Here is a 26,953-nt window from a genome sequence, read left to right on the forward strand (position 1 = left end):
ATTTTTAGTCATCAGTCCAATTTATTATAGAGCCCTTTAATTAGATGGTTCAATGTTGTTGTCTTGCCACTGCCTAAGAAACCTCCAACAATAATGATTTCCATAATAAACTCCTAACTTTGAATGAGATACCCGCGTTACGATTTTACAGTGTTATTGAGGTAGGGAAATAAATCAATAATCAAATCGTAATTATTGCTATTTAAAAAGTATACCTAAATCGATACACATTTTCAAAAAATGAATAAATTAAGGGGGGATTAAATGCATTTTTGATGTCTAACATTAATAATTTTAAAAATTAGCATTGACAATTAGACGGATTAATGTAAATAATAAAACGTAATGATTTTGATTTAGGAGATGTATACATGTTTAAGAGAAGTATTATTTTATTATTTGTAGCTGTTTTAACATTATCACTTGCAGCATGTGGCAAAGGTGATAGTGATAAATCATCTGATCATAAAGGTAAGTTAGAAGTTAAGACGACAGTTTACCCACTTAAATCATTTGCGCAACAAATTGGTGGTAAATATGTTGATGTTGAATCAGTTTATCCAAACGGAGTAGACCCACATACATATGACCCAAGTCAGAAACAAATGGTTGATATTGGCAAATCAGATTTATTCGTATACACAGGTGATAATTTAGATCCCGTAGCTAAGAAAATTGCAAAAGCAATTAATGATAAAGATAAAACATTATCTTTAGAATCAACATTAGATAAAAATAGTGACTTATTAAAAGGTGAAGAAGACGAACATGAGCATGAACATGGTGAAGAACATGAACACGGCGAAGAGCATGAGCACCATCATCATGGCAAGTATGATCCTCATATCTGGTTAGATCCTGTGATTAGTCAAAAATTTGCTAAAGAAATTAAAGATGAATTAGTTAAGAAAGATAGTAAACATAAAGATTACTATGAAGATAACTATAATAAATTAGTTAAAGACTTAAAAGGCATCGATAAAGATATGAAAGAAGCAGTTAAAGGTAATGAAGGTAAAACAGTTTATATTTCACATGACTCTATTGGTTATTTAGCTGATAGATATAACTTCAAACAAGAAGGTATTGAAAATATGAATGCTGAAGAACCTAGCCAAAAAGATTTAACAAATATTGTTAAACAAATTAAAGAAGATAAAGTGAAATATATCTTAGCTGAAGAAAATGTATCTAACAAAGTTGCCGACACAGTTAGAAGAGAGACTGACGCAAAAACAATTAAATTCTACAATATGGGCTCACATACGAAACAACAAGATGACGACAAAAATACGTACCAATCATTTATGAAAGAGAACGTTAAAGCGATTGAAAAAGCCCTTAAGAATGAATAATACGATATAAGATAAAAAATATTAATGCTTCATATCAAGGCCTCGTGATGATAGTCATGAGGTCTTTATTTATTAGAAGAAGAGGTAAGTCTTACCTCCCTATAGAAGGAAGACAGAATTAGGCAGGGATTAATGTTACGGTGATAACGAAATGTAGCATTAGAGGAGTTCATTAGAAATGTCTTTAGGTACGTTGGTTCATGTTATGTTTTATAAGCTATTCTTTATAATAGTCGGAATGGCAATTGTATTTGGCGTTTATCTGCAAAAGAGAAAACAAAAAATAGTAAGTCTAAATAATCATAAATATTTATTAAAATAGGCAGCTAGCAGATTAAATTCTACTAGCTGTCTTTTGTATATTTATGAACGTGTGAATAAATTGTTATAAATCAAAGTGATGACAATTCTATATTATATAATTTTGATATTTATTAAAAATCAAAAAACTATAAAATTGAATATTGCGGGGTACATTAATTAAGGTATATAATAAATTAAAGCTAAAATTTTTTAATTTGAAACATGATGAAAGTAGGATGAGTATAGTGAACAAAGGGGTAGCATTAAAGAGATATTCACTTATATTAGTAGTCTTTCTGATAACGATGTGTTTATCTTATCTTTTTCAATTTAATGAAGCGCATGCTTCTACTAAAAGTGATCATTTAGGTGTACAACAATCATCTCAACAACAGGTCATTAGACAACAAAATAACTCAATAAATGTATCTAAAGATAAAGTTGTAGCAACGCAGCCTAAGATACAAACGCCGTCTAAGGTAACAAATCACAATCAAGCTTCGTTACAAAAGACAATGGCACCTTCTAAACGAGCACATGTTACTTCAACACATGTGACACCAAAAAGTACTAAAGTACAGCCTTCATCGCAAAACTTTTCAAAACAAAAGCAAAGACAGAAGCAACCAACTAAGGTTAACAAAAAAGTTGTCTCAACAAATAAAAAACCACAAAAAGCATCAAAAGTAACGCGCGCACAATCTGCGAAGCCACAGTTATTAGCACAAACAACTAAAGTAAAAAGCAAATCAACACCACCAAAAACATCAACACGTAAACCAGTTACGAAAGTGACAGTGGTAACGAAATCTAAAACTGCGAAACCAAGTGCGCAAACAACAGTCAAAGCGTCTACAAAAGCATCATCAACGACGAAAAAGAACTATTACAATAAAGCACCTAAGCGTTGGCCATCTAATGTGCCTGGTGGAGATAATGTACGTGATTTCGGTCAAACGACGAAAGAATCAGGTATTGATGACGCTTTAAAAATTATGAAGAAATCAGGAAACAAAGGTGTAACCATTGAACATGCTAAGGCGAAAGATGCCAATATCGCAACAGTTTATAATTGGAATCCAAAAGCAAAACAATTAACATATGGCACTGGTACAGCAATTGGAAAGCATACGATTCTAACTGCGAATCATGTTGTTAATGATCAAAACGCGCATAAGCCTTTAACACCGTCACAACCACAAAATATGCGTATCAACATATTACAAGAGGGATCTAAAATTGTGCGTACCCTTGAAGTCTTTGGTGTTCAAATGCTGCAATATGGTGATGTTTCTCTAGTGTATACGTATGAAGATATTTCAAAGTATATGAAGATAAGAAAGATTGCATCAGAAAGTTCGATTAAAGCTATGAAGACAAACACACCTATTCACATGTACCACTATGGTAAGCCGACTGGTAAATATAAAAATGATCCTGCCGGCACAATGTATCATTCAAAAGGGAAATATACGATGCCTGCACGTAATGTGAACCCGATTGGTTATTATCAAATGATGGCAGAACCAGGTTCTTCTGGTGGGGCAGTCTTAAATAGTAAAAATGAAGTGATTGGTGTCCATGCTTTCCGATTAAACTCAGGAGATTATAAAAAATATAATTTAAATACGATGGCTGAAATCAGAGGTAAATTACGTAAAGAAATTATTGATAATATTGTTTAGTGATTCATTAATTTAATAAATTTAAAAAAGTGAGCGGGATGACATAACTAGAATAATGTCATTGTCTTGCTCACTTTTTGTGTAATTGAAACTATTTTTGTGTGTAAAACGCATCGAATACGTTGTTTAAATCCTTGTTTGCAGCATCTAAGATTTCGTCTTCAGGTAAGACTGACGTACCTTGGGCACGAGCGATGTAAAACTCATCAAATCCCATGATTTCTTTAAACAATTCTTTTAGATAGTAATATGAGAATTTAAGTGGCGTATAACGGTCGTCATTTGTATAGACACCACCACTTGCTTGTAATACTAGTGCTTTATAATCATCTGTCATTAAGCCAACAGAACCATCCTCAGTATATTTAAATGTTTCTCTAGCAATCATAATGTTGTCGATGTAGTCTTTTAATCTCGATGTGATATTGAAATTGTGAAGTGGTGTTAGAATGACAATGCGATGGTTAGCTTTAAATTGATTTAATAAGAATGCCGACATATAAGCGATTTTTGTTTCATCATCTGATAAGGACTCGCCTAAACTTTGCTTATTCCAGACATTTAATAATTGATCACCTTCGATACGAGGTACATCAATATCATATAAATTCAATTATTCAATTTCCCCGTTTGGAAATGTAGTTTTATATTTATCTAGAAATAAATTTTTTACTTTGGCAGTATACGTTGATTCATTATTAAAATCTGGGTGGGCATTAATAAGTAGCGTCTTCATGATATAGCAAATCCTTTAAGTGTAGTAGCGTTATTATATATTTTTAATATCAAAATAACTATGATTTCAATTTAAAATGGCTCAATATATTTAATAATGGGGTATCCATAGAATAAAGGGGAGATGCCGAATGGCAACAGACAAAAGTTTTCACGAAATATTTTTAAATAAAATTAATTCAAGCAAAATTAAAACGAGAAGTATGATGGGAGAGTATCTCGTATATTATGATGGCAAAGTGATAGGTGGTTTGTATGATAATAGATTGTTAGTTAAAGCCTCAAATTCTTCCCTTGAAAAGCTAGAAGGATATGAATTAGTATCGCCGTATCCGAATGCGAAAGAGATGATATTTATACCTAATATCAATGATATTGAAGACATCGAGACTTTGTTTTCAGACATAAAGAATGATTTACGTTAATCATTTGCGAATAGGGGAAAACTATCATAGTTGTCGTTGCAGTCGGTATTAAACAACGTGAACATTATAGTGAAGGTAGACTACGGTCACTAACAGGTTAGTCTTACCCCCTGGACCACAAATAAAGACACTAACTAAACAGACGTAGCATTAGACAGCTTTAACCAACTAAGGTATGAATGTCCGTGCTACGTCTCATTTTCTTTATATAAATTACTTTTCAGCCAAGTACTTAACTGCAACGTCTTTGTAGATATCGATGTATTTAAGATACATGTCCTTTTCTATATATTCATCCACTTGATGGGCCATAATCGTAATACCAGGACCAACAATAGCAAGATCTACATTATTAGGATTATCACCTAACAGACTTGAAGCATCGGTAGTACCAATGAATGCTGCGACAAAGACGTCTTCTTCATTCACGTAATGCGGTGCAACTTCAGTAATTACTTGAATTAAAGTGCTATCTTTATCACTTGTGACAGGACGATGATCACTTACGACTTCAAACGACAATGCTTCAGGATTAACCTCATCAACTGTCTGTTGGAATAGTGACTTAACAAAGTCATTATTATACTCAGGGACAGGTCTTACATTATATTCAATAGAGGCTTCCTCAGGTACAGAGTTGAATTGTTTGCCACCTTTAATAATAGAACCCATCAATGTAAATCCTGATGCGAAGTTTTCTTCTTCTTCGCTTAAAGTGCCCTTCATAAATTTATTTACCATTGGTGAAACATCTAGCTCATGTTGAAGGTCATGCTGTTTGATATTATCATATTTTGAATTTAATTGATTTATAAACTGGACTAACGTGTCTACTGCATTCTTCCCTAAAAATGGCATTGAACTATGGGCAGCAACCCCAGTGGCAGTCACTTTACACGCCATTGAACCTTTATGTGCATAGAATACCCCGTTGTCTGTAGGTTCTCCGATAATTAAGCCATCAATGTCATCTAAATAACCATCTTTAACAAATCGTTTGGCACCTTCTTGTTCTTTTTCTTCTCCAGTTGTCGCAAGTAAGCGTATTGTTCCTTTAGGTAAATCTCCAGACATTTTTAATTCAATAAGTGCGATAACCATTCCCATCAAGGCACCCTTCATATCCGTCGTTCCACGGCCATATAATTTGCCATCATGTTCTGTGAGTTTAAATGGCGGATAAGTCCATTTATCGTGATGTCCGGCATCAACTACGTCCATATGACCACTCATCGCTAATATTGGCGAACCGCTCCCGATTTCAGCTACTAAGTTCGCTCTTGTCTCGCTCACTTTTAATATTTTAGAAGGTATATCGTATTGTGCTAATAAGTTTTGTATATAATGACAGACTTCGATTTCGTTTTCATTTTCTGACTGAATTTCAATAATATCTGCTAGTAACTTAATTTTTTCTTCCTCTTGAAAAGTACGCATATGTATCCCAACCTTAAATATGATTTTAGTATTATCTATACGTAAAGTGTAATTTATAAACATTATAATGAATATTCATCCTAATTTATTTTATGAAATTGCATGCAAAATGATATAGTATTCAAAAATAGGTTACATTAGTAATTGTTAATGTAATATAATATCGAAGTTGTTAATAAATAATGAATGTTACATATTTATTTTTTAAAGATTTAAATTAATGTGATTGAATTATTGATACAATACTTTAAAATCAAGATTAAAATTTATAAAAAAGAGAAGGCTTTTTGAGGTATAAGAATTATGGGCGAGAGAGAAATGATAACACCCAGAACATTTATATTTAATGTATTAAACGGTGTAGCTTTAGCAATTGTAGTAGGTATGATTCCAAACGCAATATTAGGAGAGTTAAGTAAATATTTGAGTCAGTATAACGATATATTTACGAAAGTAGCCTTTGTAACGCAAGGGATTCAATATTCAATTCCAATTTTGACAGGTGTATTAATTGCAGGGCAATTTAAATTAACGCAATTACAAACCGCCGTTACAGGTGCAGCTGCCTTTGTAGGATCTGGCGCATCTACTTTCACAGATAATAAGTGGGTCATTGTTGGTATAGGAGATTTAATTAATACGATGATTACTGCATCGATTGCAGTCGGTATCATCTTATTGATTAGTCATAAATTAGGTAGTTTAAATATGATTGTGTTACCAATCGTTGGTGGTGCTGTGGCGGGATTACTTGGATTATTAATCTTGCCATACACTAAATTGATTACGTTAGGTTTGGGCGATGTTATCAATGGGTTAACCATTACGCAACCTATTATAATGACTGTATTGATTGCAATGATATTTTCCATATTAATTGTTTCACCTATATCATCAATGGGGATAGGTTTGGCAATCGGCATTTCAGGCTTGGCAGCTGGTTCGGCAGCAGTTGGTGTAGCAGCGAGTGCGATTATGCTTGCAGTAGGTAGCTGGCGTGTAAATAAACCAGGCGTTCCGATTACTGTATTACTCGGAGCAGTAAAATTAATGATGCCGACGTTGATACGTCATCCAATGATGATGCTTCCAATTGTATGTACGGCAGGTGTATCAGGATTTGTTGGCGGCTTGCTCAATATTAAAGGTACGCCAGATTCAGCAGGTTTCGGGCTCATTGGTCTTGTTGGACCGATTAAATCGTTAAATTTATTAGATATGGGTACAACGAGTGGCTTATTGATTATCGCTATTGCGTACATCATTGTTCCATTAATTTCTGCACTATTTTTCCATTATTTATTTGTAAAAGTATTAAAAATCTATGATCCAAATATCTTTAAATATCAGGTATAAAATTATAAATGTCTAGTTGAAGTGTGTGAATGTAGCTTTGGCTAGATATTTTTGTTTTTTTTAAAGTTATAAATTGTCAAAAAGGTAATTAATGTAGTTAATTTAATATTCTGATGCACATTTAACTAACAATTAAGATAGGTATATGATTATAAAAAATTAATACACGATTGAAGAACAAGAGCTATGTTGACGATTCACAGAGAGGGAATAAACGCTGAGATACTCCTAATCTAAGAATATAGTTTACTACCTTTTCATAGATTACATGTAAACATGTAACATTTCATGCGCGTTAATGCATGGCTAAAGTGTCATCTCTTAGTTGAGATGGAATGTTGGGTGGAACCACGGGTGTTACAAACTCGTCCCTCTTGTAGGGACGGGTTTTTTATTTATATGAATGTTTAAGGAGAGATGTATCATGTCTAATCAACAAATCAATATCCAATTTCCAGATGGAAGTAATAAAGCCTATCAAGCAGGTTTACTCGCTAGTGATGTAGCGAAATCTATTAGCCAATCTTTATATAAGGAAGCAGTCGTTTGTCGTGTGAATGACCGTTTAGTTGATTTGACACATCCTCTCCAAGAAGATTGTGAACTCACATTTTATACACTTAGAGATCAAGAAGGTTTAAATGTAATGCGACATTCTGCCGCCCATGTCTTAGCACAAGCACTTACTCGATTATATCCCGACGTAAAATTAACAATCGGTCCTGTAATTGAGCATGGTTTTTACTATGATATCGATTTAGATGAATCCATTAGTGAAGCAGATTTAAATAAAATTGAAAAAGAAATGAAGAAAATACACAACGAGAATTTAAAATTTGTGCGACAAGATTTAAGCTATGCTGAGGCTAAAAACATTTTTAAAGAAAATCCTTACAAGTTGGAACTTATTGAAGAGCATCGCGATGATCAACTATCACTTTATCAACAAGGTGAGTTTATTGATTTATGTGTCGGTCCACATGTACCAAGTACTAAATTTATAAATCATTTTAAATTAACTAAAGTATCAGGTGCCTATTGGCGAGGAAATAGTGACAACAAGATGTTGCAACGTATTTATGGCGTAGCGTTTAGTTCTAAAGATCAATTTGATGACTATTTTGAATTTTTACGAGAAGCGGAAGAGCGAAATCATAGACGCTTAGGTAAACAGCTGAAATTATTCATGTTCTCTGAAGAAGCACCGGGTATGCCATTCTACCTATCCAATGGTCAGTTCATTCGAAATCAAATGGAAAGTTTCTTGAGAGAGGTTCAATTGAAACACGATTATGATGAAGTGAGAACACCGTTGATGATGAACAAACGACTTTGGGAAGAATCAGGACATTGGGACCATTATCATGAGAACATGTATTTCACTAAAGTGGATGAGAATGATTACGCGTTAAAACCAATGAATTGCCCGGGACATATGTTGATTTTCAAAAATGAACTTAGATCTTATAAAGATTTACCGCTTCGAATTGCTGAATTTGGTCAAGTGCACCGTCATGAATTTAGTGGTGCGTTGAATGGTTTACTACGCGTGAGAACGTTCTGCCAAGATGACGCGCATATCTTTATTATGAAGTCTCAAATCAAATCAGAAGTGCAAGAAATTCTGAAATTAATTGATTATATTTATTCAGTATTTGGCTTTGAATATAGTATTGAATTATCAACACGTCCTGATGATTACTTAGGAGAATTAGACTTATGGAATGAAGCGGAACAATCATTGGCACATGTATTGGATGACCTTGGATTAGATTATTCTATTAATGAAGGTGACGGAGCCTTCTATGGTCCTAAGATTGATGTGCATATTAAAGACGCATTAAATCGAAGCCATCAATGTGCTACAGTGCAATTAGATTTCCAAATGCCAGAGAAATTCGAATTAACTTACATTAACGAACAGAATGAAAAAGAACGACCAGTTGTATTGCATAGAGCAGTGTTCGGTTCACTAGACCGCTTCTTCGGTATTTTAATCGAACACTTCAAAGGCGCATTCCCACTATGGATGGCACCTGTACAAGTGAATTTAATTGGCGTATCAGATAATAATAATGGATACGTTCGTACAGTTGAAGAAGCACTAAGAGATGAGAATATCCGTGTTGCTATAGATGATAGAGAAGAAAAGCTTGGCAAAAAAATTAGAGAAAGCCAGTTGAATAAAATTCCATACACATTAGTATTAGGTGACGATGAACAACAACATCACACTGTTTCAGTTAGAAAATATGCACATGATGAAAATAAAACAATGGATATTCAAGCATTTATTGAAAAGTTAAAACATGAAATTGAAAGTAAAGCGTTATTAGTTTAATGATGTAACCTTGAATCAACCTAGCCTATCAGAGTATGAATACTTTGATAGGCTTTTTAAAGTCCTAAATATTAAATATAAATATGAAATTGTAGAATAATTATATAATGTATTTGAATAGTAAAATTTTGTTTTTATAAGTAAGAAAGATACAATAAACATAACGTATTTTATATTTAGGAGTATTGAAATGCAAGCATTTTCGATAGAGGGTAAGAACATTTCAAAAGAAATTAATCATCAAGCAATTATTAAAAATATGAGTATGAACTTTCCAAATAACTCTATTATTTTAATTGAAGGTAAGAATGGTTCAGGGAAAAGTGTTACTTTAAAAATGTTAGCCAATATAATGAAACCTTCTAGTGGATTGTTGAGTGTTAAAGGTAACATAAGTTACACACCAGATCATTTGCCAATGACTATTAATTTAACTGTTAAAGAATATCTGGATTTTATTGATAGTATAAGTATTAAAAAGCAATCTGACATTAAAATAAGTCAATTGACGCATCTGTTTAACTTAGAATCATTTTTGCCAAAAAGAATTCATGAATGTTCTAAAGGTACTCAACAAAAGGTGAATTTAATCCAGTGTTTAATTAAAAAAGCAGATATTTATATTATGGACGAACCATTTTCTGGTCTTGATAAAAATGCCATCGCAGAGTTAAAGTCGTTATTAATTCAATTCAAACAATTTGCAACAATAGTACTAACTTCACATGAACAAATAGTAGATTATACGTTTGTTACCCATCGATATAATATTGAACAAAATCATCTAATAGATAATAGTTCAACTAATGCGGATATGAAGATGTTGATTAAAATTCGACAAGTGTCAGAAAAAGATTTATCTATTATTTTAAAAGAACATGACTTTCAAATGAGCAAAGATGGAAGCATTATTGTAAATTCATCTCAAAGTAATCAAGTGATAGCATTATTAATCCATAACGGATATTTTATTGAAGAAGTAAGAAGGCATACAAAAAATGGCGTTAATTAAGTATCAATTTAAAAACTATATTAGAACTTATAAGCTAATAGCACCTTTTGTGACATTCTTTACCTTACTAATTATTATGTATTTTTATTCTGGTCAACCAATCATGTCTAGTTTTGCTAGCACATCAATGATTCTTTTATTTGTAACTGGTTGGATAACTGTAACAATTATTGACGCAGAATCTCTTCAAGAAAAACAATTATTATTTACTCAACTAAAATCTAAAAGTACATATTTGACTAATAAATTAATATTTTCAATATTACTTATTTTACCGTTGGGTATAGTCGCAATTATTTATCCTATAATTACTTTTAGATTTGAGCATATACCTAATGTAATAGAAATTGTAATTGGTATTTATAGTCATATAATTACAATAATCGTGGGCGTTCTTATTACAACCTTATTAAAAACAATTCCAAAACTATCTTATAAATTTGTTTGGTTAATTATGATGTTGATTTTTCTGTTTTCAATATTAAGAGTTGTTATAATTGAAGCTTTTTCTATTTCAAGCTATGTTCTTTGGATCTTCCCACCGATAAGTGATTTTATGATGATGTTAAATGAAGATATAATGCTTATCTTAAATAAGGATTTTCTTATAATTAATATATGGATGGTTGTCTACTTAGTAATTTTAACTACAGTTCTATATATTAATTTTAATAAATCAGAGTATATTTAATGCAAATAATATTGGCTATAAGTGAAATTAATATCATAAAAGGGGATATTTATGAAATCCATTGAAACGATGCAATCTTATCATTTGTTGGAATTGTTATTTTCAAATTCTGATGTTTCTTATGTATTAGAAGAATGGAATCAACAATATGAAGCGGTAGAAATAAAAACTCGAAATGGCCTATTCAAAAGTAGATTTGCTCAAAGGACACCTAATAAAAAGGGGTACTTTTTCGCTATGTGGAAGAAAGATGAAAATAATACGAATGTGCCGTTTACTGAGGATGATTTAGAGAATCAATTAATAGTGAATATTGTTGATGATAAGCGGAGAGGCCAGTTTATATTTCCAAAGGATATATTGATTAAGAAAGGTATTTTAAAAAGTGATGATTCTAAAGGGAAAATGGCATTGAGAGTGTATCCACCTTGGGAGACGGGGTTAAATAACACTGCAGCTAAGACACAAGTATGGCAGTGTGCATATTTTAATGAGATAGTGCATGAATAAATACTCAATCTACGCTATACAGTAATAAAAATATTATATGTAATTGGAGATAATCGATGGACGGTATCATTTCATTTATTCAAATGTTAGTAGTAGTACCTTATTCTATATTTTTGCTGGCAGTGTTTATGTATTGTATATGGAAATGTGTGTGGTTTGTAAATGATTTAATCAGGTTGTTGTTGGAGAACAATTTGAATATCAATGTTTCTGAGAACATGTCTTTTGTTATACTATTTTTCTCTATATTCTTTGGAGCACTGCTTTTTATCATCCCGTTTTACATTGTCGTCTTGTTAATTGGTAACTTTTTCCAAATGATTTTAGTGATTATAGGCATGTATATTATAATTACAAAGCTAAAAAATAAATAATAATTTATCTAGAGCATGTTATTGAGTTAGCATGTTTTTTAACGACTTATTTGTAAATATCAAAATAATTCATTTGTATTCTTTTGAAGTTGTATAAATGACTATTGTACAATGAGAGTTGGTTGCCATTTTTTTAAAAATTCAAACATAAAGCAATCTTAGTTTAGTATGTAAAAGGGAGATACAAATGAGAGTTTATACATCGATTATTTTCTGGATGAGGACAATCGCGTGTTTAAGTGTTGTAATGATACATACAATAACAACGACTTTTTAAAAATTCGACATGCCTAATGAAGGCTACTTGTTAAGAATTTTTCAATTGTTATTGCTATACGCGACACCGATGTTTGTTTTCATTTCAGAATTCTTGTTAGCTAAACAATATAAAACGAAAGTTAAAGATGGATTCTTTAAGCAAAAGCTACTAACGTTAGGCATTCCATATATCATTATTAATTTAGGACTTGCGTATGTGTATGGACATCCTAAGAATTTTGAAGATTATATGGATTCTGTTGTATTTATGATGTTCCATGGTGGAACATTAACTTATTTTATTGTAATTATTTTTCAGTTCTATTTACTACATATAGTATTTGCTAAACATTTGGTCAAACTTAATCCAATCAAATTAGTTATCTACTCATTAATTATTACAACTTTATTCTGGGCTATGAGAAACTTCGTACCCGCACCAGAATCAATTTATTTGAATTGGTTGTGGCAAAGAGAAGGTTGGATGATATTTATTGGATGGTTGAGTTACTTCCTATTAGGTTTCTATATGGGTTATCATTATGAGAAACTAATGAATCATATTCAAAAATATACAATCCACATTTTGAGCGGAATGGTAATTGTTACCATTTTTGTGGTTTGCAATTATTTATTTGGAATTTTAACTTTAGTCGACTCTAAACGTTTTGATACACCTATTTATGTGACACTGGTTATTTTATTATTCTTTTTAATTGCATCTTATTTCAAATACGTTCCAAGATTTATTATTTTCATTAGTAATTATTCATTTTCAATTTATTTAATTCATTACTTCTTTGTGCATAGATTAGGAGCGCTTCACGATCATCCGTTGTTAAACATCCTATTTACGTTTACATTAACAGTGACATTCTCAATATGTATCGCTTATGTAATGAATTTAAGTAAATTTGGTAAGTATATTGTTGGCGGTATAGGGAAAATGAAGTATGAAACGTATTATCAAAGTTATAAACAAAATTTAGTGGATTAAAAGGTGGGAGAAGTATGGCTAAATTAGTTTCAATTATTGTATCTGTTTACAATAAGGGGCAGTTTTTAGAAAAGTGCATAGAGTCTTTAATTGATTTAAAGATGGACAAGAATAATATTGAAGCGATATTTGTAGATGATTGTTCAACTGATGAGTCGGTTAACATTATCAAGCATTATGAAAAGGACTATGACTTTATAAAATTAATTCAATTACCTGAAAATACAGGTAGCCCTTCTGAACCAAGAAACATTGGAATGAGAGAGGCACAAGGTAAATATATTACGTTACTTGATGCGGATGATTGGTTAGATAAGGAAGGGTTCCCTCAAGTGATTGAGAAAGTGAATGCAGATGATGCCGACCTTGGTTATGGACAAAGTTATAAACATAAGTCTAAAAACGTGAAGCATCATGCTGAGTTTACTTCTTATAAAGAAGCATCACATTTAAAACCACAAGACATTAGTAAGATTTTTAGAGCAGTAGGACCACCAGGAAAGGTATTTAAACGAAGTCTAGTCATGGATAATCATATTGAATTTGAACATATGAAATATGGTGAGGATAAGTTGTTTTTCTTTCAACTATTTGGAAAAGTGGACGATATCACAATGTCCACAATACCTATGTATCACGTAAATCGTTACGATGAAAATAAATCGTTAGTACGGCAAACATCAATGTTAGATAAAGCAAACTTAAATTTAGAAGTCCTGGATAGAACCTGTCATATGGATATGTCTTCAGAATTAAAGCATATGGCTTTAGCTAGAATAATTGAAGTAGACTTTATTTCGAGATTCCTTCGTACGAAGACATTTATTAAATCTGCAGATAAAGAGAAATTTTATGCAGTAATTGAAAAAGTTGAACAAAAAATAAAAGAGCAAGGCATTGATATCAATACATTGATTACGAATCCAGTATTCAAGCAAATCTACACGTTATATCATCATGCAGATGAATCAGTATTTGTTAATTTTACCAAGGATGTCGTTAATGACCAATGGCGCTATATTATTAAAGATGGCATTGTCTTTAGAGATTTCGTTCATCAATATGACATGATTAAACCTACTGTTGTTGATTGCTATCCAGTTTACGAAGGTACGCAAATGATGGGAGAAAACAAATACGAAGTCATTCGTGTCATGAAACCAGACGATATAAGCATTCAATCAGTGAGTCTCATTGAAATCAACAATGCGGCGAATGAATATGAAGTGACGTATAAATATAGCGACGATAAAATTTATGTTCCACATGAGGAATTTGAAAAGTTAAATAAAGATATCAATATTAATTTTAATGTGAATTATGGTGAGTCAGGACACTCATTGGTGTATGCTTCATATCCAAGTCTCAATGATGTATTTAAAATGAAACGCCAAAATTTCAAAGTTGAATTTGTGCATAAAAAGAATGAAAATAAAACACAGCAAGTAACAAACCGTAAAAGTGAATATTTCACGAGAATAATGAATCCAATGATGACACTGAAAAAAATTAAAATATATAAAGATGTATCATTTAAAGAAGAAGTAGGTAGTCTAGAAGCGGGTACTAGAGTTGAAGCGTCAGATATTCAATATACAACAAAAGGTACACCTCGTCTGGTATTAGATGATGGTAGTATAATCACAGCGAATAAAGATTTTATTACCTTAATCAACACATCAGGATTAAACAAGTATATTACTGAGGTGCCTAAGAAAGTTAAAGTTATAAAAGCGTGTAAACTCTATGATTCACGTGATTTTAAAGACAATACAGTACGTAAACTTAAAAAAGGTGATGTATTACCTATCAGAGACATCATTTATACGACTAACTCAACACCACGCTTAGTAACACAAGAAGATTTGTTCCTAACAGCAAACAAAGATTTTATTAAAGTAATCAAATAATAATGAACCTAAGTGCAATAGCACTTAGGTAAGTAATTCTAAAATGGATTATGAAACTTAGTTGAGTGACGCCTGAGAGAACAGGATGAGTGTCGAGACCTCGGCTCGACCCAGCCCCCCCTAGGCAAGCATCTCAACTAAAGTGGAATGAAAATCCATTTTAGAATTGCTATAGAGACGGCACCCCAGGAACGCGAAACAACTTAAGTGAGTGGATTATCTATCTAAGATCGCCTTTAGAGAACTACTTTAGAACTATTGAAACTAAAGAAGCCAGTAAATGAAGTTGTTAAAACTCATTTACTGGCAATTTTAATAGGAGGATGATTTCCATGGACTTACTACATGAATGACTACATTCTATTCCATGCTGCCATGGATTGTTTTAATATTATGCTTCATCATTTTATAATATGAATCTCCTTTCGATCCTTTTTCTCCAATTGAATCTGTAAATACTTCTCCGTAAATACTTTTACCTATTTCCTCAGATAAGCTATTCATAGATTTTTTATCAACACTTGTTTCAACTAATAAATGTTTAATGTGATTATCTTTAACAAATTGAATTGCTTGTTTCATTTGTGATGGTGTACCTTGTTTTTCAGTATTAATCTCCCAAATATAACCTGGTTTAATATCGAAGGCTTTTGAGAAGTATTTGAAAGCACCCTCACTTGTAATCATGGCACGCTCTTGTTTCGGAATATCATTGAATTTATCTTTACTGTCTTTATTTAACTTTTCAAGTTGAGCAAGATAAGCATCACCTTGTTTGTGATAATCAGCTTTATGTGATGAATCTGCTTTTACGAGTTGTTCTTGAATATTCTTAACGTATTGAATACCATTATCCAGACTTAACCACGCATGTGGATCAATCTTATCTTTATTACCAGTTTCTCCGTTTAAATAAATTGGTTTAACTCCTTTAGACACCGCGAAGACTGACTTGTCATTAGTAGATTTACCCGCTTGTTCTAAAGCTTTCTCAAACCAACCGTTACCAGATTCTAAATTGAAACCATTGTAGAAGATAACATCCGCGTCAGTAAGTTGTTTAATATCTTTCGGTTTAACTTCATATTCATGCGGGTCTTGTCCGACAGGCACAATGCTATGAACGTCAACCTTGTCTCCACCAACCTGTTTGACCATGTCATAAATAATAGAATTAGTTGTTACGACCTTTAATTTGTCATGACCTTTAGAGTGTTGCTCACTTGAATTTGAACCACAAGCTGCGAGTACTAAGATTAATGCAATTAGTAATGGAATAAATTTTTTCATGTTGTTTGTACACCTCTATACTTTGTTTTTATTTTTGAAAAGAGAAGAGTCAAGATATAAATACTAAATGTTGCAATAACAATTGTTGCACCACTCGGTAGATTGTAAATAAAGCTAAAGTATAATCCTATGATAGAACTTACTATGCCTATTAAACTTGCTACGATCATCATTGAATATAGATTCTTTGTGATTAAAAAGGCAGTCGACGCCGGTGTAACAAGTAATGCAACGACTAAGATAATGCCGACAGTTTGAATACTCGCGACGGTTACTAAGGCGAGTAACAGCATTACAAAATAATGAATCATTGTTGTATTCAATCCGCTCACACGACTGAATGTCGCATCAAAAGTTGAAATCATTAATGGACGATAAAGTATGACAATGAGTAGTATCACAATGACGCCAATAATGATGGTTATCCAAAATGTTTGTCGGGTAATAGCGAGTAAATTTCCGAATAAAATATGATGCAAATCCGTCGTACTATTAATAAGACTAATAATGATGACACCCGTTGCGAGAAACGCAGTGAAACTAATACCAATAGCTGCATCAGGTTTTGTTTTACTATTATTTGAAATATAGCCAATTAATAAACTTGCGATCATGCCAGTGACTAATGCGCCGATGAACATTGGAATATTGAATAAGAATGACAATGCCACACCAGGTAAAACAGCATGACTCATCGCATCTCCCATCAACGACAATCCACGGAGGATAATCAAACTTCCTACAGTTCCACACACAATACCTACGACAATAGATGTAATTAAAGCGCGATTTAAGAATTGATAATCGAATAAATGTTGAATGAAATCAGTCATTAGATATGTCACTCCCTTCTTTAAGAGTAGAACTCACATTAAATAGAAATGTCCGGTTTAAATATTGTGGCTGCATCGCTTGATGGCTAGGACCGAAAAATCTGACTGTACGATTAAGTAAAAGAATTCGATCAAAATATTGTTCAGCTTTCGACAAATCATGATGCACAATGAGAATAAGTTTGCCCTGATTTTTTAAATGTTGAAGCTTTTCCATAATGAGTTGTTCACTATTAAAGTCGATGCCAACAAATGGTTCGTCCAATAGATAGATGGTACTATCAGACATTAAAGCTCTTGCCACAAGTACACGTTGCAGTTGCCCACCACTAAGCTCAGAAATTTGTTTATATTGTAATGATTCCAAATCTAAATCTCTTAATAATTTATGAAACTTCATTTTTGACGCGTGATCGACGCGTCTGAACCAGCCGATGGTTTGGTAACAACCAGACAAGATGACTTTTTCAACATTGATTGGAAAGTCCAAATCTAATTGTGCTTTTTGAGGAATGTATGTAATATATTGCAATTGTTTATGTATGGATTTGCCATATAAATTCATCTCGCCACTCGCGTTAAACGATCCAATTAAACTTTTTAATAAAGAGGATTTACCAGCACCGTTGGGCCCCATAATGCCAATAATTTCTCCAGAAATTGGAATCTTTAAAGTAATATCTTTAAGCACATGTTTATGATTTAAATGCAAATTCATGTTACTAATGTCTATCAATCAATTACCTCCTAAATAAAAGTTTAGGTTAACCTAATTTATTTTATAATAAACACCGAAAACAGTGTGTGTCAAGTCAAGATAGACAATAAAAATGTGGTAATAGTATAAATTTGTTTCCGAAAGTAAGGTCTAAAGTGGGCGTTAATTATTGATATTGCTGTATTTAATGAAACGTGGCTCGATTGACAATTAAATAATTAAATGTAAAATATAAAACGTAATTATTACGATTTATAAAAAGAAAGGTATGATTTTATGGGCAAGATACCTGTAACGGTATTGAGTGGTTACCTTGGATCAGGTAAAACAACATTACTTAACCACATTTTAAATAATCGGGAAGGTCGTCGAATTGCGGTTATTGTTAATGATATGAGCGAGGTCAATATTGATAAAGACTTAGTTGCAGATGGGGGTGGACTATCAAGAACGGATGAAAAACTAGTAGAACTGTCAAATGGTTGTATTTGTTGTACGTTAAGGGACGATTTATTACAAGAAGTTGAGCGCTTAGTAGAAAAGGGGAATATTGATTATATCGTGATTGAATCTACAGGTATATCTGAACCGGTACCTGTTGCTCAAACATTCTCTTATATTGACGAAGCATTAGGTATCGATTTAACGTCAATCTGTAAACTCGATACGATGGTAACTGTTGTGGATGCTAATCGATTTATTAATGACATTAATTCCGAGGATTTACTTGTGGATCGTGATCAAGGTGCAGATCAAACAGATGAGCGCTCAATTGCGGATTTACTTATTGATCAAGTGGAATTCTGCGATGTTTTAGTGCTAAATAAGACAGATTTAGTAACCGAAGCAGAATTAACTAAATTAGAAAATATTTTAAGAAAGTTACAACCAGATGCACATCTAATTAAAACAACAAATGCCGAAGTTGATATTAACGAAGTATTAGATACAGGTCGCTTTGACTTTGAACAAGCGAGTAACTCTGCAGGGTGGATAAAAGAATTAACTGAAGGTGGTCACGCGGAACATACACCTGAAACAGAAGAGTATGGGATTGGTTCTTTCGTTTATTCAAGACGATTACCGTTTCACGCGAAACGTTTCAATGATTGGTTAGAACAAATGCCTAATAATATTGTTCGTGCAAAAGGTATCGTCTGGTTGGCACAATATAATCAAGTTGCATGTCTACTATCACAAGCAGGTTCATCTTGTAATATTAGTCCGGTAACCTATTGGGTGGCTGCGATGTCCAAAGAACAACGAGAACAAATTTTAAATCAGCGACCTGATGTTGCGCAAAGTTGGGACATAGAATATGGTGACAGAAACACTCAATTTGTGATTATAGGTACTGAATTAGATCAAGAAAAAATTGTGAAAGAATTAGACCAGTGCTTAGTCAATGGTGATGAAATTGATAGCGACTGGAATCAATTAGAAGATCCATATCATTGGCAGATTCGAAAAGCTTAAACTCACGACATAGTAAAGCAATAATATTTTAAAAGTAACACTTAAGATGGCTTTAACACCTTGCACATTGCGTTAAAGTAAGTTAACGCTCTGTGGCGAGGTGTCTTTTTTATGAAAGAACATCTCAAATGGTTGATGATTTAAATTTATTGAATATTTTGAACAAATAGACACTAAATTTATGTATAATAGCTAGTAAACATATAATAGGAGAGATATGACACATGATGAAACAAAAACTTTCAATCAAAGAAAATATATTTATTGGTTCGATGTTGTTTGGCTTATTCTTTGGTGCAGGAAATTTAATCTTTCCTATTCATCTTGGACAAACAGCAGGTGAGAATGTTTGGCTTGCGAATTTAGGTTTCCTAATTACAGCCATTGGGCTACCTTTTCTAGGTATAGTAGCGATTGGTATCTCCAAAACAAATGGCGTCTTCGATATTTCATCTCGAGTGAGTAAAGGCTATGCGTACGCATTTACGATTGCTTTATATTTGGTCATTGGACCATTCTTTGCTTTACCAAGGCTTGCAACAACATCGTATGAAATTGCATTTTCACCATTTATTTCGGTAGGTACTGGAAAAATTGTATTACCGATATTTAGTATTTTATTCTTTCTTATAGCATGGTTTTTCTCAAGAAAGCCATCTAAAATTTTAGATTACATAGGTAAATTCTTAAATCCAGTATTTTTAGTATTACTAGGTATCGTAGTTGTCTTAGCATTTATTAAACCAATGGGTGGTATTAGTCATGCGCCAGTAAGTGCAAATTATAGTGATAGTGTCTTATTGAAAGGGTTTATAGACGGTTATAATACGCTAGATGCACTCGCATCACTCGCTTTCGGTATTATCATTGTGACAACAATTAAGAAATTAGGTATTACTAATCCAAATGGGATCGCTAAAGAAACTTTCAAGTCAGGTTTTATAAGTATCGTAGGAATGGGCATTATTTATACATTGCTCGCTTTAATGGGTACGATGAGTTTAGGTCATTTTAAAGTGAGTGAAAATGGTGGTATCGCACTGGCTCAAATTGCGCAGCACTATCTTGGAGATTACGGTATTATCATTTTATCTCTAATCATTATTGTCGCTTGTTTGAAGACAGCAATTGGTTTAATTACTGCATTTTCAGAGACATTTACAGAACTATTCCCGAAAATGAATTACCTTTGGTTAGCAACAGGTGTAGCGTTACTCGCTTGTATCTTCGCTAATGTCGGGTTAACTAAAATTATTATGTATTCAACGCCAGTATTGATGTTTATCTATCCGTTAGCGATTACACTGATTTTATTAACGCTTGTCAGTCCATTATTTAATCATTCGACAATTGTTTATAAATTTACAACGTTCTTTACAATGTTTGCAGCGTTCTTTGATGGTGTAAACGCAAGCCCGGAATTTTTTGCAAAGACATCATTTGCACAAGCATTGATAAGCTTTGCAGAACGTTATTTACCGTTCTTCACAATTGGAATGGGTTGGATTGTTCCGGCAATCATAGGATTTGTAGTAGGACTTATCGTTAATTTAATTCGTTCACGTAGACAAACTCAAACAAAATAAATATTAAATAATAACATGTAAGCCTGGGACATAAATTAATGTCTCAGGCTAAAAATATATATTGGCAGTCGTTGACTGAATTAAAACGAGCTTGTAACAAGCATCTTTTTAATTCTAGTCAACCTTACCGTAGGAGGACGAAGGAATAAATTTTTGAAAAAATATTATTTCTGTCCCGCTCCCATAGCTTATTTTTTGCATTCAATCATAACTTTTAAAATTCTTATTGTGTAATTGTACATAGTGTAGTACTATTTAAAACGTAATAATTACGATTTAAAACGAGCGAGGAGAAGTAGATGACTAAGAGTTATGATGTTTGGTGGCAAAAAGACCAAGAATCAGATGATGATATGGCGCGTGACCATCAAGAAGCTTGGGAGAGAACTATAGAAATGCTTGATACATCGGATATCAAAGGGAAGACAATCTTAGATGTGGGATGTAATCAAGGCGGATTTTTAAGAAAATTATATGACACAACGCCATTTAAAGAAGGTGTCGGCGTAGATTTAGCACGTTTATCTTTAGAAAAGGCAGAAACTTTAAAAGGTGAACGTCCACTTACATATTATTTAACTGATAAACCACAAGAGACAAATAGAACATTTGATACTGCTGTAAGTACATCTGTCCTGTACTTAATCGAAGACATTCCACAACATGCACAAGATTTAAAAGAAGTGTTGAAACCGGGAGGCGTTTACTATGCTTCATTCGCCGATTTAACCAATAATCCTAGTCGTCAATTTATGGATGACACGATTAATCAATACGGCGCAACACCTTCTCAGAACCATTCTTTAAAACACATCGTTGATAGCTTTGTTGATGCAGGGTTTGAAGTTACAGTAATGAAAGAACCTGTGCCTGACGTGATTGATTTAACACATTATAATGATTTTTATCTATCACCAAATGATTATCTACAAACACTTTATGAGGAATCATTTTTAATTAAAGCAAGCGTGAAAGAAGGTATCGGTAAATGAAAAAGCGTGTATTAATTACAATGGCAGCAAGCGCAACGCTCTTATTAGCAGGTTGTGGGAATGACCAAAAAGAAGATAAAAATATCACAGTATCGCTACCTACTGAAGCGAAAGCAGATAAACTTGACGCACAAGGTTATGACGCCGCAATGCCAGTCTATAGTGCAGTATATGATGCATTAGTTAAATATGATAAAGATAAAGGTGTGAAAGCTGGTTTAGCAGAAAAATGGCATGTTGACGACTCAGGAAAAGTCTATGAATTCCATTTGAAAAAGAATGTTAAATTCTCAGATGGCTCAGCTTTAGATGCTAAAGCAGTGAAATTCTCGATTGAGCGTGCGAAAGCGATGAACAAAGATACGACTGTAGAAACGTTAAAAAAATTGGATAAGGTTGTTGTTAAAAATGATCATGTTGTCCAAATTAGATTGAAGTCACCATCAAATCAAGTTTTGAATGAATTAACACAGGTGAGACCGTTGCGTATTATGAGTCCACATTCCGTTGAAAATGGTAAAGTAAATGGCAAATTTGAAAAAGCGATCGGAACAGGTGCCTTTGTCGTTGATAAAACTGGCAAAGAAAAAACGACAATGAAGCCAAATAAATATTTCAACCATAGCCATCCCGTAAACTACAATCTTGCGTTCCAAACGATTGAAGATGGAGATTCAAGAAACTCAGCAGTACAAAGTGGTTCTGTAGATATTTCTGGTGGTGCTTTAGGAATGCTGTCAGATCAACAAATTAAGCAAGACAAGAAAAATAAAAACTTAACTGTTGAAGATAAACCAAGTACAGTAAGTCATTTCATGGCATTTAACCCGGATAATGATTTATTAAAACAGCGTACAATCCGTGAAGCCATTAGTAAGAGTATCGATACAAAAGATATTGCGGGTAAATCTGTAAATGGTTTATTCCAGAAGAACGTAGAATTTGTAAATAAAGATAATCAACAGGCACATGACTATGATGTAAAAGATGCTGAGAAGTTACTTAAACAATCCGGTTATCACAAGAACAGTGACAGTATTTTTGAAAAAGACGGTAAATCATTAACATTTAATTTGGTTATTCAAACGGCAGAGTTCCCAAGTTGGAAAGATAAAGCGGAAAAAGTGCAACGTCAACTTAAAAAAGCTGGCATTAAGTTAAATGTGAAAACGTTAGATTCACAATCATACTATGATACGTTATGGACGAAAAAAGATTATGATCTCATCTTCTATAGAACGTATTCAGATGCCTTAATGCCATATAATTTCATGAGTTCAGTATTTAAAAATAATGATGGCAAGTCAGGTGTATTAGCTAATGATAAAACATTGACTCAGCAACTAGATGACTTCCCAACAACTGTATCTAAAAAAGAACAACAGCGTTCATTTGATGAAATATTCAAACACTTTAATCAACAATATTATGGTGTGCCTATTGCTTATCCAAATGAAACCTTTGTCGTTAGTGATAAAGTGAAGCAATTCAAATTCTCTGGACTTACTGATGCTCCTATTGATTATAAAGCGTTGAAAGTTAATGAGTAACAATGCTTAGACGAACAATAAAATTAATACTTTACTTAATCGTGAGTTCGTTTATTATATTCGTTTTAGTCGAGAAGACATCAGGTAATCCAGCGATACTATACTTACAACGTCATGGTTATACGTCGATTACCCAGGAAAATATTGAAGCAGCACAACATAAACTTGGTTTGGGCCAGCATTTTTTATTAAGATATATCGATTGGATTGGACATGCACTTACTGGTAACTTGGGATACAGTTTTAGTACAAATGAGCCAGTAACAACTATGATTATGGAGGCCGTCATTCCAACATTAATATTAATCGTTGTTTCAAGTTGTATTATGTTGCCATTGGGTTATATGGTGGGTTATTTTATTGGGACGCGCCCACATACTCGATACGCGAATGGTATTCGTGGATTCGCTCAAGTGATGACCTCTATGCCGGAATATTGGTTAGCCATTTTGTTTATATATTATTTAGGAGTACGTTGGCAGTTGCTACCTTTTGTAGGTAGCGATTCTTGGCAACATTTCGTGCTACCCATCTTCACCATTGTTGTTATAGAAGGATGTCATATCTTATTGATGACATCGCACCTTATTGCGCAAACATTAGATAATGATGCGTATCAACTTGCTCAGTTAAGACATTACTCATTAAAGGCGCGTATCATTGTCCAGATTAAAGAGATATTTGCACCACTCATGACCATTTCAATTAACAGTATGATTCATTTAATAGGAAAAGTAGTCATACTTGAAGTAATCTTCAGCATGTCTGGTATAGGGAAATTATTAATTAATGCTATCAATCAACGAGATTATCCACTTATTCAAGGTATTGTGGTCTTTATCATCGTCTTAATTATGTTCATTAATTATTTAGGCGACATTATCATTTTAAACAATGAACCTAGACTTCGACGACGACATACCAAACGCCAAGCTCATGAGAAAAGAGGTGTGTCGTGATGAAAAAATATCAAACTTACATCGCCATAAGTACAATATTAAGTGTGATGTTTGTGCTAATTGTATATTGCTTTATGCAAGACACACAAAACTTGGACCCACTTCAATCACCTAATAGCCAACATTGGTTAGGCACGGATCAATTAGGCAGAGATTTCTTTGTCAGACTGATTGTAGGTAGCCTAGTCACATTAAGCTTAACTAGCGTGGTAATTCTGTTAAGTGTTTGCATTGGACTGGTCTTTGGGTTAATTGCAGGTATAGAAAGAAAATGGTTAGATCAAATCATCATGTTTATTGCTGATATGCTATTGGCAATTCCTTCGTTTATTATTGCATTAGTCATCTTAAGCTTAGTAAGTAATTCAATGCTAGGTTTGATACTTGCCCTAACGATTGGATGGATAGGCCGTTATTTACGTTATTTCAGAAATTTAACACGAGATATTCAAAAACGTCCCTTTGTCAGTTATGCAAGGCTAAGTGGTAACTCAACATTTAGAACGACAGTGGTACACGTGATTCCGCATTTACTAAGTAATATATTTGCTTTGGTCACAGCTGACTTTGGCAAAATGATGCTAAGTATATCTGGACTTGCCTTTTTAGGTCTAGGTATTAAACCACCGACGCCCGAGTTAGGAACCATTCTCTTTGACGGGAAAAGTTATTTTAATGGTGCACCTTGGCTCTTCTTCTTCCCTGGTGTATTGTTAGGAGGTTTCGCCTTATTATGTCAAATGATCAACAAAAAAATAACGCAATGAATACTGTAGTTAAAGTCAATCAATTATCCATCTTAGATCATAATCGGTCATTGTTAAACGATGTGAATTTGACAATAACTAAAGGTGCATTTCATTGCATTATAGGTGAGAGTGGTAGTGGGAAGTCATTATTGACGAGAACTATTCTTGGAATGAAACCATCACAACTAAGCTATCAAGGAGAAATCAAGATTGATTTAAATAAGGCGGATGCCGTTTTTCAAGATGATCAAAGTAATATGTTTCAAAACGTGACTTTGGCTAAACATTTCCAATATATTTATGAAGCTAACCATTCACAACTATCTAAACAAGATATCGAGGAAGACGTCTTAGATAAAATGCAATTACTCGGTTTAAATCAAGGTAAACAATTACTTAAACGATATCCCTTCGAACTTAGTGGAGGTATGGCACAACGTGTAGCCTTTATAATGTCATTAATTAGACGTCCGGACTACTTATTTTTAGATGAACCGACGAGTGCGCTAGATCAAGAGAACGTTAAAAAGTTTATGCACTATTTGATTAAGGCACAGGAACATTATCAAATGACAATTGTCTTTATTACACATGATATTAACTTAGTTAAGGATTATGCCACTCATATTAGTATTATGCAGCAAGGTCAATTGATTGAAAGTGGTGAGGCATCATCCATTTTAGCTAACCCCACACATAGCTATACGAAAAATTTAATTACTATCGCACATCGGAGACAGGCCTATGCTTAAAATTGAAAGATTAACTAAATACATTGATGGGAAACTTATCTTCAAAGATATATCATGTGCAATTAGTGACCAACATTTACTTATAAGTGGTGAAAGTGGCTGCGGTAAGTCTACGTTAGCCAAGATTATCGCCGGATTAGATATGAATTATCAAGGTGACTTATACTTTAATGGCCAATTGCGTAAGTCATATACGGCAAAAGAATGGATGAAACACATCCAATATGTGCCTCAGTATCAACGTGACACATTAAACCAGCGCAAAACTGTATTATCTACGCTATTAGAACCACTTAAGAATTACAAATTTGATAAGCAGAGTTACACATCAAGAATAGAAGCGGTACTTAGACAATGCAAGTTACCACAAAGCATACTTAATCAAAGCATTTCAACGCTAAGTGGTGGACAATTTCAACGTGTATGGATAGCGAAGGCACTAATTCTAGAGCCAGAGATATTGATATTAGATGAAGCAACGACAAACTTAGATGTGATTAACGAGGAAGAAATAATTCAAATGTTAATTACGTTAAAGCAAACGCAATTAATCATTATTTCACATGATGCGTACGTCTTGAGTCGCTTTAAAGGCGTTCAGTTACAACTCAAACAATTGAATAATTAGAGTCAAACCTCCTGATAAGGTATATACTTAA

The 26,953-nt window shown here is 33.1% G+C and carries 21 protein-coding genes and 3 pseudogenes; 18 read left to right on the top strand and 6 right to left on the bottom strand.

Going from position 1 to position 26,953, the window contains the following annotated elements; all coding sequences use genetic code 11:
- Positions 1-38: 38 nt before the first annotated feature.
- A pseudogene (locus HMPREF2737_RS11945) lies at positions 39-104 on the bottom strand (GTP-binding protein); the annotation flags it as partial.
- Between the two features lie 267 nt (positions 105-371).
- Between HMPREF2737_RS11945 and HMPREF2737_RS03950 the strand changes: the two are divergent.
- Both HMPREF2737_RS03950 and HMPREF2737_RS03955 read left to right on the top strand, forming a co-directional pair.
- Positions 372-1,355 (top strand): metal ABC transporter solute-binding protein, Zn/Mn family, encoded by a 984-nt coding sequence (locus HMPREF2737_RS03950; protein ID WP_049395041.1) that lies wholly within the window; start codon positions 372-374, stop codon positions 1,353-1,355.
- A gap of 608 nt (positions 1,356-1,963) precedes the next feature.
- Positions 1,964-3,343 carry a trypsin-like peptidase domain-containing protein gene (locus tag HMPREF2737_RS03955; protein WP_037550948.1) on the top strand — a complete coding sequence of 460 codons (1,380 nt, stop codon included), beginning with the start codon at positions 1,964-1,966 and terminating at the stop codon, positions 3,341-3,343.
- A gap of 91 nt (positions 3,344-3,434) precedes the next feature.
- Here the strand turns inward: HMPREF2737_RS03955 and HMPREF2737_RS03960 are convergent.
- Positions 3,435-4,079 (bottom strand): annotated as a pseudogene (locus tag HMPREF2737_RS03960) (FMN-dependent NADH-azoreductase).
- Between the two features lie 130 nt (positions 4,080-4,209).
- Between HMPREF2737_RS03960 and HMPREF2737_RS03965 the strand changes: the two are divergent.
- Positions 4,210-4,503: a TfoX/Sxy family protein gene (locus HMPREF2737_RS03965; protein ID WP_037550931.1), complete on the top strand. Its 294-nt coding sequence runs from the start codon at positions 4,210-4,212 to the stop codon at positions 4,501-4,503.
- Between the two features lie 213 nt (positions 4,504-4,716).
- Here HMPREF2737_RS03965 and HMPREF2737_RS03970 read toward each other — a convergent pair whose 3' ends face one another.
- Entirely contained in the window at positions 4,717-5,940 is a 1,224-nt protein-coding gene (locus HMPREF2737_RS03970; RefSeq protein WP_037550929.1) for an ArgE/DapE family deacylase, read from the bottom strand.
- Positions 5,941-6,243: 303 nt separating this feature from the next.
- Between HMPREF2737_RS03970 and HMPREF2737_RS03975 the strand changes: the two genes are divergently transcribed.
- From HMPREF2737_RS03975 to HMPREF2737_RS04010, 7 genes and pseudogenes are all read left to right on the top strand, one after another.
- A complete protein-coding gene (locus HMPREF2737_RS03975) occupies positions 6,244-7,296 on the top strand; it encodes a PTS sugar transporter subunit IIC (protein WP_037550928.1) in 1,053 nt (350 codons plus the stop codon).
- Between the two features lie 424 nt (positions 7,297-7,720).
- Entirely contained in the window at positions 7,721-9,637 is a 1,917-nt protein-coding gene (thrS, locus tag HMPREF2737_RS03980; protein ID WP_037550926.1) for a threonine--tRNA ligase, read from the top strand.
- A 190-nt stretch (positions 9,638-9,827) separates the two neighbouring features.
- Positions 9,828-10,649, top strand: coding sequence for an ATP-binding cassette domain-containing protein (locus tag HMPREF2737_RS03985; RefSeq protein WP_037550924.1), 822 nt, complete (start codon positions 9,828-9,830; stop codon positions 10,647-10,649).
- Positions 10,636-11,340 (top strand): hypothetical protein, encoded by a 705-nt coding sequence (locus HMPREF2737_RS03990; RefSeq protein WP_037550922.1) that lies wholly within the window; start codon positions 10,636-10,638, stop codon positions 11,338-11,340. Before HMPREF2737_RS03985 ends, HMPREF2737_RS03990 begins: the two co-directional genes overlap by 14 nt.
- A gap of 51 nt (positions 11,341-11,391) precedes the next feature.
- A complete protein-coding gene (locus tag HMPREF2737_RS03995; protein ID WP_011274466.1) occupies positions 11,392-11,850 on the top strand; it encodes a MepB family protein in 459 nt (152 codons plus the stop codon).
- 561 nt (positions 11,851-12,411) lie between these two features.
- A pseudogene (locus HMPREF2737_RS04005) lies at positions 12,412-13,479 on the top strand (acyltransferase family protein).
- Between the two features lie 14 nt (positions 13,480-13,493).
- Positions 13,494-15,389, top strand: a complete 1,896-nt coding sequence (locus HMPREF2737_RS04010) for a glycosyltransferase family 2 protein (protein WP_037550919.1) — start codon at positions 13,494-13,496, stop codon at positions 15,387-15,389.
- Between the two features lie 360 nt (positions 15,390-15,749).
- Here the strand turns inward: HMPREF2737_RS04010 and mntC are convergent, their stop codons facing one another.
- From mntC to HMPREF2737_RS04025, 3 genes are read right to left on the bottom strand one after another with little or no spacing between them, the layout of a single operon-like run.
- Positions 15,750-16,679 (bottom strand): manganese ABC transporter substrate-binding lipoprotein MntC, encoded by a 930-nt coding sequence (gene mntC / locus HMPREF2737_RS04015; RefSeq protein ID WP_037550918.1) that lies wholly within the window; start codon positions 16,677-16,679, stop codon positions 15,750-15,752.
- Positions 16,676-17,512 carry a metal ABC transporter permease gene (locus HMPREF2737_RS04020; protein WP_037550917.1) on the bottom strand — a complete coding sequence of 279 codons (837 nt, stop codon included), beginning with the start codon at positions 17,510-17,512 and terminating at the stop codon, positions 16,676-16,678. The genes mntC and HMPREF2737_RS04020 overlap by 4 nt, the downstream gene beginning before the upstream one ends.
- On the bottom strand, positions 17,505-18,248 hold the full coding sequence (locus HMPREF2737_RS04025) for a metal ABC transporter ATP-binding protein (RefSeq protein ID WP_037550915.1): 744 nt from the start codon (positions 18,246-18,248) through the stop codon (positions 17,505-17,507). Before HMPREF2737_RS04025 ends, HMPREF2737_RS04020 begins: the two co-directional genes overlap by 8 nt.
- Positions 18,249-18,506: 258 nt before the next feature.
- On the opposite strand from HMPREF2737_RS04025, the gene HMPREF2737_RS04030 reads away from it, so the two are divergent.
- From HMPREF2737_RS04030 to HMPREF2737_RS04065, 8 genes are all read left to right on the top strand, one after another.
- On the top strand, positions 18,507-19,706 hold the full coding sequence (locus HMPREF2737_RS04030) for a GTP-binding protein (protein WP_016930500.1): 1,200 nt from the start codon (positions 18,507-18,509) through the stop codon (positions 19,704-19,706).
- A gap of 224 nt (positions 19,707-19,930) precedes the next feature.
- On the top strand, positions 19,931-21,292 hold the full coding sequence (gene brnQ / locus HMPREF2737_RS04035; protein WP_037550913.1) for a branched-chain amino acid transport system II carrier protein: 1,362 nt from the start codon (positions 19,931-19,933) through the stop codon (positions 21,290-21,292).
- Between the two features lie 299 nt (positions 21,293-21,591).
- Positions 21,592-22,284, top strand: a complete 693-nt coding sequence (locus tag HMPREF2737_RS04040) for a class I SAM-dependent methyltransferase (RefSeq protein WP_037550911.1) — start codon at positions 21,592-21,594, stop codon at positions 22,282-22,284.
- Complete coding sequence (locus tag HMPREF2737_RS04045; RefSeq protein ID WP_037550909.1) at positions 22,281-23,834, top strand: ABC transporter substrate-binding protein; 1,554 nt, start codon at positions 22,281-22,283, stop codon at positions 23,832-23,834. Before HMPREF2737_RS04040 ends, HMPREF2737_RS04045 begins: the two co-directional genes overlap by 4 nt.
- A gap of 2 nt (positions 23,835-23,836) precedes the next feature.
- Positions 23,837-24,793 (top strand): ABC transporter permease, encoded by a 957-nt coding sequence (locus tag HMPREF2737_RS04050; RefSeq protein ID WP_037550907.1) that lies wholly within the window; start codon positions 23,837-23,839, stop codon positions 24,791-24,793.
- The gene (locus HMPREF2737_RS04055; RefSeq protein ID WP_037550905.1) at positions 24,793-25,560 is read left to right on the top strand and encodes an ABC transporter permease; all 768 of its coding nucleotides are present in this window, start codon (positions 24,793-24,795) and stop codon (positions 25,558-25,560) included. The genes HMPREF2737_RS04050 and HMPREF2737_RS04055 overlap by 1 nt, the downstream gene beginning before the upstream one ends.
- Positions 25,527-26,294: an ATP-binding cassette domain-containing protein gene (locus HMPREF2737_RS04060; RefSeq protein WP_037550904.1), complete on the top strand. Its 768-nt coding sequence runs from the start codon at positions 25,527-25,529 to the stop codon at positions 26,292-26,294. The genes HMPREF2737_RS04055 and HMPREF2737_RS04060 overlap by 34 nt, the downstream gene beginning before the upstream one ends.
- A complete protein-coding gene (locus HMPREF2737_RS04065; RefSeq protein ID WP_037550902.1) occupies positions 26,287-26,922 on the top strand; it encodes an ABC transporter ATP-binding protein in 636 nt (211 codons plus the stop codon). Before HMPREF2737_RS04060 ends, HMPREF2737_RS04065 begins: the two co-directional genes overlap by 8 nt.
- The last annotated feature ends 31 nt before the right edge of the window (positions 26,923-26,953 follow it).

It is taken from the genome of Staphylococcus sp. HMSC069D12 (genome assembly GCF_001810405.1).
Lineage (GTDB): Bacteria > Bacillota > Bacilli > Staphylococcales > Staphylococcaceae > Staphylococcus > Staphylococcus haemolyticus.

Excerpts from the sequence above, each read along its gene's own strand:
- HMPREF2737_RS03950 (WP_049395041.1), top strand. The coding sequence starts at position 372 with ATGTTTAAGAGAAGTATTATTTTATTATTTGTAGCTGTTTTAACATTA.
- HMPREF2737_RS03955 (WP_037550948.1), top strand. The coding sequence starts at position 1,964 with ATGTGTTTATCTTATCTTTTTCAATTTAATGAAGCGCATGCTTCTACT.
- HMPREF2737_RS03965 (WP_037550931.1), top strand. The coding sequence starts at position 4,210 with ATGGCAACAGACAAAAGTTTTCACGAAATATTTTTAAATAAAATTAAT.
- HMPREF2737_RS03970 (WP_037550929.1), bottom strand. The coding sequence starts at position 5,940 with ATGCGTACTTTTCAAGAGGAAGAAAAAATTAAGTTACTAGCAGATATT.
- HMPREF2737_RS03975 (WP_037550928.1), top strand. The coding sequence starts at position 6,244 with ATGGGCGAGAGAGAAATGATAACACCCAGAACATTTATATTTAATGTA.
- thrS (WP_037550926.1), top strand. The coding sequence starts at position 7,721 with ATGTCTAATCAACAAATCAATATCCAATTTCCAGATGGAAGTAATAAA.
- HMPREF2737_RS03985 (WP_037550924.1), top strand. The coding sequence starts at position 9,828 with ATGCAAGCATTTTCGATAGAGGGTAAGAACATTTCAAAAGAAATTAAT.
- HMPREF2737_RS03990 (WP_037550922.1), top strand. The coding sequence starts at position 10,636 with ATGGCGTTAATTAAGTATCAATTTAAAAACTATATTAGAACTTATAAG.
- HMPREF2737_RS03995 (WP_011274466.1), top strand. The coding sequence starts at position 11,392 with ATGAAATCCATTGAAACGATGCAATCTTATCATTTGTTGGAATTGTTA.
- HMPREF2737_RS04010 (WP_037550919.1), top strand. The coding sequence starts at position 13,494 with ATGGCTAAATTAGTTTCAATTATTGTATCTGTTTACAATAAGGGGCAG.
- mntC (WP_037550918.1), bottom strand. The coding sequence starts at position 16,679 with ATGAAAAAATTTATTCCATTACTAATTGCATTAATCTTAGTACTCGCA.
- HMPREF2737_RS04020 (WP_037550917.1), bottom strand. The coding sequence starts at position 17,512 with ATGACTGATTTCATTCAACATTTATTCGATTATCAATTCTTAAATCGC.
- HMPREF2737_RS04030 (WP_016930500.1), top strand. The coding sequence starts at position 18,507 with ATGGGCAAGATACCTGTAACGGTATTGAGTGGTTACCTTGGATCAGGT.
- brnQ (WP_037550913.1), top strand. The coding sequence starts at position 19,931 with ATGATGAAACAAAAACTTTCAATCAAAGAAAATATATTTATTGGTTCG.
- HMPREF2737_RS04040 (WP_037550911.1), top strand. The coding sequence starts at position 21,592 with ATGACTAAGAGTTATGATGTTTGGTGGCAAAAAGACCAAGAATCAGAT.
- HMPREF2737_RS04045 (WP_037550909.1), top strand. The coding sequence starts at position 22,281 with ATGAAAAAGCGTGTATTAATTACAATGGCAGCAAGCGCAACGCTCTTA.
- HMPREF2737_RS04050 (WP_037550907.1), top strand. The coding sequence starts at position 23,837 with ATGCTTAGACGAACAATAAAATTAATACTTTACTTAATCGTGAGTTCG.
- HMPREF2737_RS04055 (WP_037550905.1), top strand. The coding sequence starts at position 24,793 with ATGAAAAAATATCAAACTTACATCGCCATAAGTACAATATTAAGTGTG.
- HMPREF2737_RS04060 (WP_037550904.1), top strand. The coding sequence starts at position 25,527 with ATGTCAAATGATCAACAAAAAAATAACGCAATGAATACTGTAGTTAAA.
- HMPREF2737_RS04065 (WP_037550902.1), top strand. The coding sequence starts at position 26,287 with ATGCTTAAAATTGAAAGATTAACTAAATACATTGATGGGAAACTTATC.